Annotated in this window: 15 protein-coding genes and 4 pseudogenes; 7 read left to right on the top strand and 12 right to left on the bottom strand. The window is 66.1% G+C overall.

What is annotated here, in order from left to right:
• The first annotated feature begins 7 nt into the window (after window positions 1–7).
• The 7 genes from OH809_RS02015 (at window position 8) to OH809_RS01985 (ending at window position 5,932) form a co-directional block, all read left to right on the top strand.
• Window positions 8–655 carry an FMN-binding negative transcriptional regulator gene (locus OH809_RS02015; protein WP_406424574.1) on the top strand — a complete coding sequence of 216 codons (648 nt, stop codon included), beginning with the start codon at window positions 8–10 and terminating at the stop codon, window positions 653–655.
• A gap of 39 nt (window positions 656–694) precedes the next feature.
• Window positions 695–1,402: a B3/4 domain-containing protein gene (locus tag OH809_RS02010; protein ID WP_406424576.1), complete on the top strand. Its 708-nt coding sequence runs from the start codon at window positions 695–697 to the stop codon at window positions 1,400–1,402.
• 675 nt (window positions 1,403–2,077) lie between these two features.
• Entirely contained in the window at window positions 2,078–2,353 is a 276-nt protein-coding gene (locus OH809_RS02005) for a hypothetical protein (protein ID WP_406424578.1), read from the top strand.
• The gene (fabV, locus tag OH809_RS02000; protein ID WP_406424580.1) at window positions 2,350–3,570 is read left to right on the top strand and encodes an enoyl-[acyl-carrier-protein] reductase FabV; all 1,221 of its coding nucleotides are present in this window, start codon (window positions 2,350–2,352) and stop codon (window positions 3,568–3,570) included. Before OH809_RS02005 ends, fabV begins: the two co-directional genes overlap by 4 nt.
• Window positions 3,571–3,875: 305 nt before the next feature.
• A complete protein-coding gene (locus OH809_RS01995) occupies window positions 3,876–4,415 on the top strand; it encodes an NUDIX domain-containing protein (RefSeq protein ID WP_406424582.1) in 540 nt (179 codons plus the stop codon).
• Window positions 4,416–4,897: 482 nt separating this feature from the next.
• On the top strand, window positions 4,898–5,551 hold the full coding sequence (locus tag OH809_RS01990; protein WP_406424584.1) for a peptidoglycan recognition protein: 654 nt from the start codon (window positions 4,898–4,900) through the stop codon (window positions 5,549–5,551).
• A 45-nt stretch (window positions 5,552–5,596) separates the two neighbouring features.
• Window positions 5,597–5,932, top strand: coding sequence for a hypothetical protein (locus tag OH809_RS01985; RefSeq protein WP_406424586.1), 336 nt, complete (start codon window positions 5,597–5,599; stop codon window positions 5,930–5,932).
• 280 nt (window positions 5,933–6,212) lie between these two features.
• Here OH809_RS01985 and OH809_RS01980 read toward each other — a convergent pair whose 3' ends face one another.
• From OH809_RS01980 to OH809_RS01925, 12 genes and pseudogenes are all read right to left on the bottom strand, one after another.
• On the bottom strand, window positions 6,213–6,518 hold the full coding sequence (locus OH809_RS01980; RefSeq protein WP_406424588.1) for a gas vesicle protein K: 306 nt from the start codon (window positions 6,516–6,518) through the stop codon (window positions 6,213–6,215).
• Entirely contained in the window at window positions 6,494–6,721 is a 228-nt protein-coding gene (locus tag OH809_RS01975) for a gas vesicle protein (protein WP_406424590.1), read from the bottom strand. Before OH809_RS01975 ends, OH809_RS01980 begins: the two co-directional genes overlap by 25 nt.
• Window positions 6,708–7,544 (bottom strand): GvpL/GvpF family gas vesicle protein, encoded by an 837-nt coding sequence (locus OH809_RS01970; protein WP_406424592.1) that lies wholly within the window; start codon window positions 7,542–7,544, stop codon window positions 6,708–6,710. The genes OH809_RS01975 and OH809_RS01970 overlap by 14 nt, the downstream gene beginning before the upstream one ends.
• Window positions 7,545–7,621: 77 nt before the next feature.
• Window positions 7,622–7,969 (bottom strand): annotated as a pseudogene (locus OH809_RS01965) (gas vesicle protein); the annotation flags it as partial.
• 9 nt (window positions 7,970–7,978) lie between these two features.
• On the bottom strand, window positions 7,979–8,893 hold the full coding sequence (locus tag OH809_RS01960; protein WP_406424594.1) for an SRPBCC family protein: 915 nt from the start codon (window positions 8,891–8,893) through the stop codon (window positions 7,979–7,981).
• Window positions 8,894–8,898: 5 nt separating this feature from the next.
• Window positions 8,899–9,729 carry a histone protein gene (locus OH809_RS01955; RefSeq protein WP_406424596.1) on the bottom strand — a complete coding sequence of 277 codons (831 nt, stop codon included), beginning with the start codon at window positions 9,727–9,729 and terminating at the stop codon, window positions 8,899–8,901.
• Window positions 9,726–9,992: a gas vesicle protein GvpG gene (locus OH809_RS01950; RefSeq protein ID WP_406424598.1), complete on the bottom strand. Its 267-nt coding sequence runs from the start codon at window positions 9,990–9,992 to the stop codon at window positions 9,726–9,728. The genes OH809_RS01955 and OH809_RS01950 overlap by 4 nt, the downstream gene beginning before the upstream one ends.
• Before the next feature lies 1 nt (window position 9,993).
• Window positions 9,994–10,734 (bottom strand): GvpL/GvpF family gas vesicle protein, encoded by a 741-nt coding sequence (locus tag OH809_RS01945; RefSeq protein ID WP_406424600.1) that lies wholly within the window; start codon window positions 10,732–10,734, stop codon window positions 9,994–9,996.
• A 3-nt stretch (window positions 10,735–10,737) separates the two neighbouring features.
• A pseudogene (locus OH809_RS01940) lies at window positions 10,738–11,070 on the bottom strand (gas vesicle protein); the annotation flags it as partial.
• 56 nt (window positions 11,071–11,126) lie between these two features.
• Window positions 11,127–11,246: pseudogene (locus tag OH809_RS01935) on the bottom strand (gas vesicle protein); the annotation flags it as partial.
• A gap of 268 nt (window positions 11,247–11,514) precedes the next feature.
• Window positions 11,515–12,407, bottom strand: a pseudogene (locus OH809_RS01930) (iron-containing redox enzyme family protein); the annotation flags it as partial.
• Between the two features lie 314 nt (window positions 12,408–12,721).
• The gene (locus tag OH809_RS01925) at window positions 12,722–12,922 is read right to left on the bottom strand and encodes a CsbD family protein (protein ID WP_406424601.1); all 201 of its coding nucleotides are present in this window, start codon (window positions 12,920–12,922) and stop codon (window positions 12,722–12,724) included.
• Window positions 12,923–13,137: the final 215 nt, after the last annotated feature.

The following is a 13,137-nucleotide window of genomic DNA, read 5'->3' as shown; positions in this document are numbered from 1 at the left end:
GAACCGCATGTTCATCCAGCCCTGGGACGCCGGCCTGGACGAAGTCGAATGGCAGACCTGGATCGCCGAAGGACACGACTTCGGAATCCTGAGCGTCAACGGCCTGCACGGCTACCCGCCCATCGCCGTACCCACCCACTTCACCAGCGACGGACCCCGCCTCCTGGTCCACCTCGCCCGGCCCAACCCGTTCTGGAAGGCGATCGAGCACGACCCTAACGTCCTCCTCACCGTCATCGGCGACTACGCCTTCATCCCAGGCCCCTGGCGCGCCAAGGCCGGCACCCCACTCCACGACGGCGTCCCCACCAGCTACTACACGGCTGTCCAGTTCACCTGCCGCGCCAGCATCGTCGATGACCCCGCGGCCAAGGCCGAGCTGCTGCGTCGCCAGCTCGCCCACTTCCAGCCCGACGGCGACCACGCCCCCGTCGTCGTCGACCAGCCCCCCTACGGCCGGATGCTGCCCGGCATCCGCGGCCTGAGCCTGGAAGTCACCGAAGTACTGGCCAAGTTCAAATACGACGACCACAAACCCGTCGAGCACCGCACCGCCGTCGCCGGCCACCTCACCGCACGCGGCCAGGGCCTCGACGCCCCCACCGCACGCCAGCAGCGCCGCCGCCTGGACCGCATCGGCCCCTGGAAACCCTGACTCCCACCCCGCACGCGCACACGAAACGGAACCCCGCACATGACCGACTTCCGCCTCGCCCCCGCCATCGCAGACGCCTTCCCCTACACCCTCGTTGCCCTGGTCACCGCCACCGGCATGCGCGGCCACGAACCCTGGCCCCAGACCGCCGCCGCCCTGGAAGACCTGGAGCAGCAGCTCGCCGACGGAACCTGGCAGCCCGCCGACGAGACCGACCCCCGTATCGAGGCGTGGCACACCGGCTACCGCTCCTTCGGCACCAACCCCCGCCGCATCCGCCCCAGCGTCGACGCGCTCGGCCGCCGCTTCGCGAAGAAGGGGACCCTGCCGCGCATCAACCCGGCCGTCGACTCCTACAACGGCGTCTCCGTGCAGTACGGCCTGCCTGCCGGCGCCTTCGACCTGGACCACGTCACCGGCGACGTCGACATCCGCCACGCGGACGGCACCGAGTCCTTCACCCCGCTCGGCGAACCCAGCACCGTCGAGAACCCCAACCACGGCGAGGTCATCTACGCGGACACCACCGGTGTCCTGACCCGCCACTGGAACCACCGCGACGCCCACCGCACCCGCGTCACCGAGGACTCCACACACGTGGCCTTCGTCCTCGAAACCCTCCACGCCACCCGTGACGGCCACCTCCTCAAGGCCGCAGCGGAGGAGTTGCAGGGGCTGCTTGCCCTTCACGCCGAACAGACCGCGGTGTATTACCTCAGCCCGGCTCAGTCCCACGTCACCGTCTGAGGACCTTCACCGCCCCCTGGGCCCCCGGTGTCGCGCCAGGAAAGCCCCCGCAGATCCTGTGGACTTCTCCGGGCAGCCGTGACACGAGGCTCACACGCGCTGGTTCAGGGCTCTGGTCAGCTCGCGGTTGGCGGCGTGGGCGGCCGCCAGCTCTTCGGTCCGTTCGTCGAGTTGGCTTCGTGTGGCGGCGAGTTCCTTTCGCGTCGGTGGGCCGAGTCGGCCCGCCGGCCGTCGGTCATAGGGTTGGTCATGCGGTCCTTCCGGGACGCAGGTCGGGCAGTGGCTGGCGGATACGGGGAAGACCAGCACCCGGATCCCAGGATCAAGAACCGTCGCAAGACAACAACGACGACAGGGATGCCATGTCACACCACAGCAGGCGGAACCCTGGAGGACGCCACGAACTGGTGCAGGCTCAGCGAGACTGGAACTCCACGTACCAAGCGCTCGCCTGCTGCACCTGTCCGCCCGGATCCAGTGGCATCCCTTCTGGACCTCCGATCCCGGCCGGAGCATCGCGGCCCGGGTGGAACGCCGCCGCCAGGCCCGTCCGGACAGTCGATCAGCGACGCGAGCGGGATGAACGTTGCGAAGTCTTCGCTCACCGCCCCGGCCTGCCACGAGCACCGGGATCGGCCGGTGCGCTGCCGTCCTGGATCGGCGCGGGGGAGGCGCGTGATCGCCCAGACGTTCACGGAGGTCCTTGCCGCGGTCACCGGCAGGTCGGTGACCGAGTGCTCGGAGTCCTGTCGGGTGCCGGAGTCGGGGCTGGGCGTGGCCGGCCTGACCCTGCTCGAAACAGTGGAAACTCTCCAAGGTCGCCTCATCATTACTGTTCCCGACAAGGTGACCGACCGGGTCCGCACGGTCCGAGACTTGCAGGATGCGGTGAGCACTCCGGTGTCCGCCGCGCCCCTGGACATATCGACCGGCAAGGACAACTTCTCATGACTGAACGCATCGTCAGTTCCCGCTCCCGCGGATTCCTGTTCCTCGACTCACACCCTGCCGGCTGCACCCGGCTCGTCCAGGACATGTGGCAGGCCGTTCCCGAACCGGCGCAGGAGGGTCGTACGGACGCGGACGAGGCGCCCGTCGCGCTCGTGATCGGCTCGTCCGCCGGGTACGGGCTGGCCGCCACCATCGCAGGACTCGCCAGGGCCGGTATCCGGGGCGTCGGCGTGTCCTTCGAGAAGGCGCCCGGCCGCCGAACCGGAACGGCCGGCTGGTACCGGACTGCCGCAACGGCCGAACTGGCCGTGAAGCACGGGCGGGACTTCGTGTTCCTCAACGGCGACGCCTTCTCCGACACCCTGAAGGACCAGGTCGCCGACCTCCTCGACAAGCGGTTCGGCGGGAAGCTCGACTACCTCGTCTACTCCGTCGCAGCCCCCCGCCGCACCGACCCCGACACCGGCGTCACGTACGCGTCCGTGCTCAAGCCGATCGGTGAGGCGTACCGCACCAAGACCCTCGTCTTCGACGGCGACGGGGCACCCGAGGTCACGACAGTCGAGACCGGGCCGGCCGAGGGCGACGACATCGAGCAGACCGTCGCCGTCATGGGCGGCACGGACTGGGCCCGCTGGATCGACCACCTCGCCGGGCGCGACCTGTTGGCACAGGGGTTCGCCACTGTCGCCCTGTCCTACATCGGGTCGCCGCTGACCGCCTCGATCTACCGGCAGGGCACCATCGGTGCGGCCAAGGCCCACCTCGAACAGACCGCCCGGGACCTGAACGACCGGCTCGTCAAGGAAGTCGACGGCCGAGCCCTGACCTCAGTCAACGGGGCTGCCGTCACGCAGTCCAGCACGGCGATTCCCGGCATCGCGCTCTATGTCGGGCTGCTGCGTGGCGTCCTCGAAGACGCCATGGTCCCGCCGATTGTCCAGCTCACCCAGCTCTGGGACCAACTCACCGGCACCACACCCCTCGACGTCGACGACGAGGACCGCATCCGCCTCGACACCTGGGAGCTGACCCCCGCCGTCCAGGAGGCCGTCGCCGAACGCTGGAATACCGCCACCACCGAGAACATCCCGACCCTCGCCGCCCTCGACTGGTTCACCGTCCAGGTGCAGCAGCTCTACGGCTTCGCCGTTCCCGGCATCGACTACGCCGCGCACGTCGAGACCGACGTCCCTTGGCCCCAGCGCACCACCTGACACCCAGGAGGAACGCCATGCACCCGCGATGGTGAGTCGTTTGCGGCGGGCGCGGGGGAGCGGCACACGGAGGTTGAAGGAGACCAGTTCGTCGCCCATTCAGTGCGACCCGGCGCTGGTCAGGACGTAGAAGTGAGCGCTCTCCAAGTCACCTACATACGACCACGGTTGGGCGTCTCGACTGTCCCGCCCGCGATGCCGGAGAGCTGCCCCTGATCCTGCCGGTTGCCGATACTGGGCGGCCGAGGAGATCGCACTGGTTGCGTCATCATTCTGCGCCAGGCTGCCGATGCTGGACGGAACCCGTGGGCAGCGCCGCTAGCGCCCTTTTCCATGAGTCCTGCGAAACTGCCCCCGACGAGTACTACGCATCCCTGCCCAAGCACATCGCCGGAGCCGGAGCGATCCTCCACGATGCAGCAGACCGCATCCTGGTGGTCAAACCGTCCTACCGCAACGACACCTGGGAGATCCCCGGCGGCGGGCTGGGCGGGGGAGAGGACCCGCTGCACACAGCCCGGCGCGAGGTCAAGGAAGAGCTGGGCATCGACCACGCGCCGGGCCGGCTGCTGGTCGTCGACTGGATACCGGAGCAGGTCGATGGCCGCCCGCCGCTGGTCAACTACCTTTTCGACGGTGGTCTGATGTCCCAGGACGAGGCTGAGAACCGACTCCACCTGGACCGGGACGAGCTCGCCGAATGGCGGCTGGCCACCCCCGCTGAGTGGGACACCCTGCTCGCCCCGCACATGGCCCGCCGCCTGCGCGCCTCGTCCCGCGCCCCGGCCGAGGGCAGCACCGTCTACCTGCAGCACGGCTTCGACCCCACCCGTCCCGAGAACTGACGCCGTCGAAACCTCCGGTGCAGCATCCATCGGATCACCGACATGGTGAAGGCCATCGTTGTCCCTCCCCGCACCTCACCCTGATGTGGGAAGGGCTCACCCTCGGCCCCTTGGGGGAGCTGGTAGGTGTGTCGAAATGCTCGCCTGACTGCACTAACCCGGCGCGCGCAGTGAACCTCCTATGGCAATGCTATTGGCCATACGCGCTCCCGCCGTCCCCTCGGCGAAAGACTAAAGAAGGTTTTCCTGTGCGTTTGTACCGGATAGTACTGTGGGTCACGATTCCTATGGCAGTTCCTCTCATGGCGGCACCGGCCGGGGTGACGACGGCCGGTGCCATCGGACGGACGATGCCGCGAGGCCCTCTTTCGGTGTGGCGGCCCGGAGCAGTTCCGGAGCCGGCTATCGAATCCGTGCGGCCGTTCCCAGCCCTCGGAGCGGCGGCAGTGGCATTTCCCCATTCCGCACCTCGGCCCGCCATCGTGTCACGGACCCAATGGCGGGCCGACGAGACCCAACGCGACCCCCATGCCCACTACGCGGAAGGGGTGGCGGCGGTCTTCATCCATCACACCGACACCCCCAACGACTACGACTGCGCGGACGTCCCCCGTACCCTGCGCAATCTGTATACGGGCCAGACCCGTGACCAGCGATGGGGAGACCTCGGCTACAACTTCCTCGTCGACAAATGCGGCACCATTTACGAAGGCCGTGCCGGCGGTGCCGACCGCCCCGTCATCGGCTCCCACACCATCGGGTTCAACCAGGGCACTGCGGGGATCGCGGCGATTGGCACCTTCGGAAGAGGGACGCCAGTGCCCGCAGTCATGGAACATGCGATCGCGGCCCTCGCCGCTTGGAAACTCAGCTTGCGCGGCATCGACCCCACCAGCAAGGTGCGGCTCACGTCCACAAATGACAAGAGCCGCTACACGAAGGGCACTTCGACCGAATTCGACGCCATTTCCGGCCACCGCGACGGCTACGCCACTGACTGCCCGGGGGAGGCGCTTTTCGCCCGACTCCCTGCGATCCGCACCAAGGCTGCCGGCCTCCAGGGCAGGTCCCCACGAGCATCCTCTGGCGCCGGGCTCCCCACGCCCTTGCATAGCCTCCACCGCGGCAGCCAGTGACGGTCATCAGGACCCGGGCCGCGCTGCTACAGCAACAGCGAAACCGTGACGCCCTTCGGGCGCTTCGTGCCCAGGCTGGAGAGCGACTTGGCTACGCTCTGCTCGACCGAGCGGGACACACAGGACTCCAGCGAGTACGGACGCGTCGTCGTACCTGCACACTGCGTGTCATCAGGCACAGAACCATCATCAGAACCACAATGTGACCTGAGCGACACCCCGAGTGCCAAGGAGCAGGCACAGCAGGCCCTCTACGAGGCAATCACCGACCAGGCCAAGCACCTTACCCAGTGCAAGGGGCAGGGCAATGCGGCCGAGGCGCTGAAGCGCCTTGCTGAGGCGTATGCCTGGATCGCCAATCCTGGCAAGTTGCCGCACTGACGACGCACCCGGCGCCACACAACCCACCCGGGCATCGGGCTTCACCCCCCATCGCCAAAGGGGTGGACCATGCCACAGCGGTACGTCGACAGCGCGGCGTGAATCACGCGCTCCGCATCGTCTTGGGCTCCTGCACCTGCGGACTCCGAGCAATCACCGACTCGTCCACGATGTCGTTCATGCCCGTCGGCCCCTCGCCCCGCCGCCCTAGCCCGATGCCCAAAGGGTTGAGTGCCCGCAGTCGTACGGGTGACGGCCTCGCCGCCTGACGTCCGCGCGATCAGCGAAGCCCATCGGGAAGGAGTGTGCCCAAGGGGCCGAGGTCGAGGTTGAGGTCCTCACGTCGCAGGTCGTGTTGGGCGCACAGTTCGGTCATGCGCTCGTCGAGCAGCATGAGGGTCGTTCCCATCCGCTCCTCTTGTTCCTCGGTGAGGTCTCCCTGATCGAAACGGCGGATGGCTTGACGTTCCATGAGCTGGCGCAGTAGTTCGACGACGGTCAATACCAACGAGGCCAGATCGCGACCGACGTTTTCGCGGTCGATATCCACGTGCGTGTCCATCACAGGGGCCCGCTGTCGGTCCATGGGGCGGGCACACGATCGTTCACGGACGAGAGCAGTGCGTGCAGGGACAGCCGTACCAGCGGAACTTCGGCGATCGCGATCACCAGGTCGCCGCTGATGACGACGCCTGTGGCCAGCACCCGGTCCAGGAGGTCGACCAGAGGGACCCCGATGGGTGCACCGCTGTCCGGGCCGCGCCAGGCCACCGCGTCAGTACTGGTCATTCTCGTCACGTCCTTCTGTGAACGAGTACGGGACCCAGGGGCCCGAGACTTCGATCTCGACATCCTGCAACGCTGCCTGCCGACGAAGGGACTCGACCGCAGCGGTCAGCTCCGCTTCCCGCCCCTTCGTGACGAGGTAGGCGGCATTCATGACTTGTCGACGCTCCTTGCCCGTGACCTCGGCGCTGTGCAGTCGGCGTCGCACGGAAGCGGCGGCGTACGTCCGCAGAGTGCGGTCCACCTGCTCCGCTACTTCCAAGGCTGCGTCAAAGCGCTGCTCCCAGGCCCTTTGGCGCCCTCGCGCCCGACTCAGGTAGGCCCTGCCACTGCCTGCCGGAGGTGCTGAACCAGGGGACCGGCCCGACGAGTCCATGGATCCGTCTTCCGGATATGCCGTTGTCGGCCGCGGAGGACTGCCGGCGCTCGTGTTCCCTTCCAGTCGGCTCACGGCGTGCACCTTGACGGCCCACTCGGCATGGCCTTCGACACGGTCCAGTGCCTGGCCGAAGCGCCGTGTGTTCTCGCTCAGGGCAGCAAGGGCCCGGACGTCGTCCCGGTAGAGCGTGGCGAGCGGGAGAGGCACGACGGCCCCATAGACGGATGCGGCGGTCACGACCTCGTGGTGAGCCCTTGCGCAGTGCTCGAGCTCCTCGAGCTTCGCCAGCCGTCGGCGCAGTGCGTCTTCGGAGAATGCAGTTGTCGGTACGTCCTGCACGACAGCGGTCTGCTCTCCCACGGAGAGCAGACGGAGGGGACCACCGTCGGTATGCCCTCTTACCTGCTCCAGAACAGTCGGATCACAGGTGCGGGAGACGGCTTGCACGTACGTGAAACAGGCCGCCGACCCGCTGTGGGGGCCGGTGTCGCAATTGGCTTGGAAGTGCGAGGCGACGCTCGCCTGCGCTGTGGTTCCTTCGTCCTGGCCGGTGCGGAATCGGTGTCGGTCTCCAAGGCCTCGACCCTTGCACGCAACTGCTGGTTCTCTTCAGCCAGAGCGTTGTGTGCGGCACGGGAAGACAGCGCCGGATCGGTCTCCCACCAGTCGATGCCTGCCTTCTTGGCGGTGTCGACAGATGCGACGAACAGGCGCAGACGGATGGTGAGGAGTTCGATGTCCAGCAGATCGATCTTGATATCGCCCGCGATCACGATGCCTTTGTCGAGGACACGCTCAAGGATGTCGGCAAGGTTCGTCGTGCCCCCAGCAGACGTCGATGGCGCGTTCTCCCATGTGTCCAGCTGTGTCACCAAGGCTCCTCAACGCTCGGCGTCCTCATATTCGTGCTCATATTCGTCCTCCTCGTCGCTCCCCTCCTCGTCCTCGTCGTACACCGAGTCCTCGTCGTACTCCTCGTTCTCGGTGTCGTCGTCCTCCAGTCCTTCTTCGTGGCTACGGACGACCTCGCCGTCGCGGATCTCTCCGCGCCAGCCCTCGACTTCTTCGTCGCCTGCCAGCGTGACGTGGCGGCCGAAGTGCTTCAGGTCGAGGCGCAACCGCCTGCCCTGAGCACGCCACAAATTTCCGGTCTTCTCGAAGAAGCCCGAGGGGTAGTACTCGACCACCAGCACGATGCGCGTGAGGTTCGGTGTCAACTCGTGGAAACTGACGGCGCCTCGCGTACTGCCCTTCGATCCGTCGGACGTCCATACGATCCGGTCGTCGGGCACCTGCTCCTGGACCGTCGCATGCCAACTGCGCGCCGAAGGCCCTACTTTCACCTTCCAGTCGGACGTCGTTTCGTCGGCCTGGGAGACGCTGCGCACGCCCTTGGTGAAGCTGCTGAAGTCCTCGAACTGGGTCCAGTGATCGTAGACCGTACGCACGGGGAGCCCGACGTCGAGCGTTTCGACGATGTTCGTGACCTTGGTGTTGCCACCGCCGCCGCCACCACCACCCGTGAAGGCGTCCTTGACCTTGCCGACGACTTTGTCCTTGACGCTCTTCGCCTTCGCCGAGACCAGGGCCTTGACCGGTGATTCGCCACCAAGGATGCGGGAAAGCCCGCCGCCCTCGACGGTGTCGGAGAGCTGGTCGGTCAGATCGGCGACTTTGTCGCCGGCCTTGCCCATCCATTCCTGCGCCTGGGCACCCAGGTAGGCAGCAAGTTCGTCCTTGAGCTGATCGAGTCCCGAGCCGCGTTCCTTCTGGTCCTGCCTCTGGTGTGCAGCCACAGCCGTCACCGCCCCCGCCCGGATCGCGAGGGCGTTCTGCTGGAAGTGGTTCGCTTGGACGCCGTCTTCTTGGCCGCCGCCTTCTTCGATGGAGCCCTCTTGGCCGCTGTCTTCCTCGCCGGGGCTGTCTTCTTGGCCGCTGTTTTCTTGGCCGGAGCCTTCTTGGCTGCAGCCTTCTTCGCGGGGGCGGTCGTCTTTGCTGAAGCTGTCTTCTTGGCGGGGGCTGTTTTCTTGGCCGCTGTCTTCTTGGCCGGTCGATGCCTCGGAGTGTGAGTCTTCTCGGCAGGCGCGGAGGGGTGTGACGTGCGCTTTTGGCCTTCACCGCGCCGACGCGCGGGCCTTGAGGGTTCCGGCTCCTCCTGCTCGGCCTCTTCTTCCTCTTCCTCTTCTTCAGGTTCCTCTTCTTGCTCTTCTTCTTCGCCCTCCAGCTCCTCCTCGTATGGTTCTTCTTCCTCCTCCTCTTCCTCGTACGGTTCCTCTTCGTCCTGGTACTGCTCGTCCTCGTCGTACTCGTCTTCCCCCCGTGCGGTGAGCGACTGAGTGCGGTCATGCAGCGCATCGGCCAGCGAAGCGAGCCTGCGGTCAGCCGCGGCCGCCACGGCCGAGCGACCCGCGCTCATGAATTCGCCCCTGACCTGGTCGGCCAGCTCGGCGAACTGGGGGTTCTCGTTCAGTTTCTGCAGCCCTTGGGCGAGCATGTCCCTGGGTGTCAGCCCGAACTGACGTCCAGCCAGGTAGGAGCCGACTGCGAAGGCCAGCTTGGCCTTACGCGTCCTCCCGAGGACATATCCGCCTGCGATCGCCGCTGCCAAAGCGATCTTTGTACTTTCGTTCATGATCTTCTTCCTTCAAACTGTGGAGGCGGGGCGGAAGACGAGCGCCTCTCGAGAAGATCAAGCAGGCGCTCCTCCTCCCTGTCGAACTGCTCCTCGTCGATTTCGCCGCTGTCGAGCGCTCGGTTCAGTGCGCAGAGCTGCGCCCGGATGACCGCCGGGTCATGCAGTTCCTTGTCCGCCGCATCGACGAGCCGTTCGGAGATCCAGATGACACCCCGAACCGGCGCCAGCGGAAGGAGCGCCACCGCAGACAGAAGCCCCATGTCAGACACCTGCTGGCGCGGCATCGGAGGGAACGAAGCTGTAGCAGGGAAGAGGGCCGGTCAGCCGGAGGACCGCCCTGCCCGGCTGAGCGGCGGCCCATTCTTCGACCGTGCCGCTGAAGCGATCGAGGTCCTTATTGCGGACGAGGTAGGACACATTGAGGGCACACCCCTCGACGTCCGGCCCCTGCCGAACCTCAGTGGCCAGCTCACCGAGAGCATCGGCCACATGGTCAGCGAGTTGCCGGGCGCGACGCCGGAGCCCGGGCGCCACCGCCTCGCCCAAGCGCACGCTTGCCTCGTATCCAGGGCGCCGGCGGACCTCCTCGCGAAGTCGGCGCACTTGTTTGTCCTCACGGACTAGATCCGCGAGCGAGCCCTCCGACGGCATGGCCTTGAGGTTCATCTCGACCTGACCGTCGATCCTCTCCAGAGCAGCCAGGTACTCGTCCCGCCGGGCCACAGCCCCAGCCAGTACGGTGTTGTCGTCCGGCGAGACCACTCCGAAGCGCATCGGAAGTACGGGACCATGGAGGGACAGGTCCTCCAGAAGGGTCTGATGGGCCATCAAGTCACGTCGCCGGGCTCGCAGATGCGCGGGCGCCGTACCGACCACCGCCGTGAGACCGGCCTGAGTCAGCAGCCTGACCGCAGCCGCGCTGCCTCCGAGTCCGAGGCCGGCGGCGGGCGGAGGGTGCCCTGCTCTGGTGACGGCGTACACGTACACGCCTGTGGAGTCCATCGGTCACTCTTCCTCTGCTGTGCTACGGCTTCGGGCCCGGGGCCTTTCGCCGGCGCGACGGGAAGCGCTGCGGCGACGGGGCTGCGACTCTTCAGCCTCCTCTTCGGCCTCGTCGCCGATGCCCAAGGTCTCCTTGACCTTTCCGCCGATGGGCTTCGCAGCCCTCTTCGCTCCGGCTTTCCCCACGCTCTTGGCCATATCGCCGCCAAAGAGTTCGGGCACCGTTGCGCTGCAGGTGTCGTGCTCCAAGTCGAGTCGATTGCAGGCTTCGGCGAAGCGCAGATACGTATCCACGCTGGCCACGACGATCCGGGCGTCCACCTCGAGGATCTCGACCAACCGCCGTCGTCGGATCGGGACACGGCGGAGACCCCCTCGGCATCGCGGTCGATCAGCCTGGCCAGGCTCTGGCGCGCGTGCTGAGCAGCGTCTTCCGCGCCCCGTAGCTTGTCGGCTCCTGAGGAAGCGGATCGTGAGCTGGGGCGGGGGCGCCGTGCGCGTTCCTCTGGCATGCCACGAGTCTGTGCACGACTGGTGGAAGGTGCGCGCGGGAGGTGACCGAACGGGTGGCGAGTGGCGCGACAGTGTCAAGTGATGGGTGGGCCCCACCCCGCCAGCGGCTTCTACAGGGCGCGTGTGTCATTGACCGCGGCGCCATCTCGGCACTGCTGTCGCCTTCCGCTGAGTGGCCGAGGCTGGGCACATGGACGAGGACCTTGAGGTTGATCGCGATGGTCGAGCGACCGGAGACTGAGGCGAGGTGGGGTGCCTTCACTCGCTTCACAGCGGCGTGTGGCGGAGTGCAGGGGGTTTGCGGAGCGAAGAGACTCCGGCGCGCCAGGCGTTCCAGAATTGGTTTCCGAGGCGTTCTTCCAAATGTTCGGTCGCTTGGATGCCGAAGGCCACAGCCGCTTCCAGTTCGGGCTCGTTGTCGAGGAGCCCGCCGATTACCTCATGACGGACTACTCGCTCATGGACGGCGTCCGCTTCGACGTGTTTTGTGTAGAAGGATTCCGCGGCGGCACCTGCCCGTGTGTGTTTCATTGTTTGAGCCAAGCGCCGGGAAGCAGGTGATGAGGTGACTTCCACTGCGGCGAAGTGACCGACCAGGGCTCCGCGAAGCGTCGGTGCAGTCCGAAGAGGGACATCAGATTGACCAGCGCGAGCATTTCGGCGCTGCCTTCGTCGAGGTAATAGCCGTACGCGCTGCGGAACTCAAGGTCAGTCATCAGGTCTGCCTATAGCTGAGCATGTACGCGGTCCGCGTGTCCGCCCCCGTACTCGTCGAAGGCGACAGCGGCCATGCTTGCCTTGGCTCGGCCGCGAAGCCTCGGCAGCACCCAGGCGTGCGGACCGGCTTCCTTGAGGTGGTACAGCAACCGTTGTGCGGCGTACTCGCGCAAGTGTCACAGTTCGCCGTGTAGCTGCAGAAAGTGCGACACCCCGGTTCCGTGGACCGGTTCGGCGATGATGGGCGCGAGAGCGCTTTCCGTGCATTCCGAGTGCGTTACTTCTGCACGCAGCGTGTCCAGGAAAATATCCCCAAGTTAGGCGTGCAATGTCAGAATAGTCGGATATCATTCCAACAACCTTGCATCCACCTCGGCGAAACCGCAATACTGGAGCTCGTAGCAGATGTGCAACGCAAGTTGCAGATCGTCACTGTACGGATCGCCATTCTTTATTCACCTGGGGATTGGCAATTCTCCAAGCTCATTCAAATATGCGAGGACGGAATTCTGGAAGGCAACTTTTCGGGATGCTCGGGTCCATTTTTTCGGCGGTGTCGTATCCCTCAATGCTCTCGATCGTTCCTGAAGGAAAAGCAGCTGCCACCACTCCAGCGTGGTGTCGATAGTCGGGATCCGGCCATCCATGTCGGGGCCGAAAAGGGCTTGTATGTGTCGCCATGTCAGGACTGTGTCCGAGCGTCCTGATCTTCGAAGCCCGAGTCCCCCGCCGCGGGACGGGGGCTCGCTTTCTCAGGTCACTCGTCGTCGGTGATGAGCGGGTCTTTCAGGCTGGACTTCCCAGGAATGTTCTTCCGGGTGTCATCCAATGCTTCCTTGGCCCGGCCCTTGGCTTGGTCGGCTTTTCCTTCGGCTACCTTGGCGTGGTCGCCGGTCATCTTGCCCATTGCTTCCTTGGCTTTGCCCTTGATCTTGTCCTTGCCGCTACCGCCAGTCACTGTGTGCTCCTTGCGTGGATGTGTCTTTGCTCTGTCAAGCTAGGTCACAGCTGGACGAGTCGCACGGCGGTGGGGGACCGGCGCCCGCGGTTACGCACGAGTGCCCAGCGCTTTTCGTAACGGCTCCTTCCCCGGACTCGACCGTCCGTGGATGCAGCAATAACGCCAGCCCGCAAGCTGACGCTATTCGAGTGCGTTCTGCTGGCCCCCGCCGG

The organism is Streptomyces sp. NBC_00873 (assembly GCF_045207415.1).
In the GTDB taxonomy this organism is placed as follows: Bacteria; Actinomycetota; Actinomycetes; order Streptomycetales; family Streptomycetaceae; genus Streptomyces.
This window is presented reverse-complemented; position numbering and strand designations above follow the sequence as displayed.

Coding starts and splice junctions, on each gene's coding strand:
- OH809_RS01945 (WP_406424600.1), bottom strand. CDS start 10,734: ATGGACTCCACAGGCGTGTACGTGTACGCCGTCACCAGAGCAGGGCAC.
- OH809_RS01975 (WP_406424590.1), bottom strand. CDS start 6,721: ATGACCAGTACTGACGCGGTGGCCTGGCGCGGCCCGGACAGCGGTGCA.
- OH809_RS01950 (WP_406424598.1), bottom strand. CDS start 9,992: ATGGGGCTTCTGTCTGCGGTGGCGCTCCTTCCGCTGGCGCCGGTTCGG.
- fabV (WP_406424580.1), top strand. CDS start 2,350: ATGACTGAACGCATCGTCAGTTCCCGCTCCCGCGGATTCCTGTTCCTC.
- OH809_RS02015 (WP_406424574.1), top strand. CDS start 8: ATGTTCATCCAGCCCTGGGACGCCGGCCTGGACGAAGTCGAATGGCAG.
- OH809_RS01980 (WP_406424588.1), bottom strand. CDS start 6,518: ATGGACCGACAGCGGGCCCCTGTGATGGACACGCACGTGGATATCGAC.
- OH809_RS01955 (WP_406424596.1), bottom strand. CDS start 9,729: ATGAACGAAAGTACAAAGATCGCTTTGGCAGCGGCGATCGCAGGCGGA.
- OH809_RS02010 (WP_406424576.1), top strand. CDS start 695: ATGACCGACTTCCGCCTCGCCCCCGCCATCGCAGACGCCTTCCCCTAC.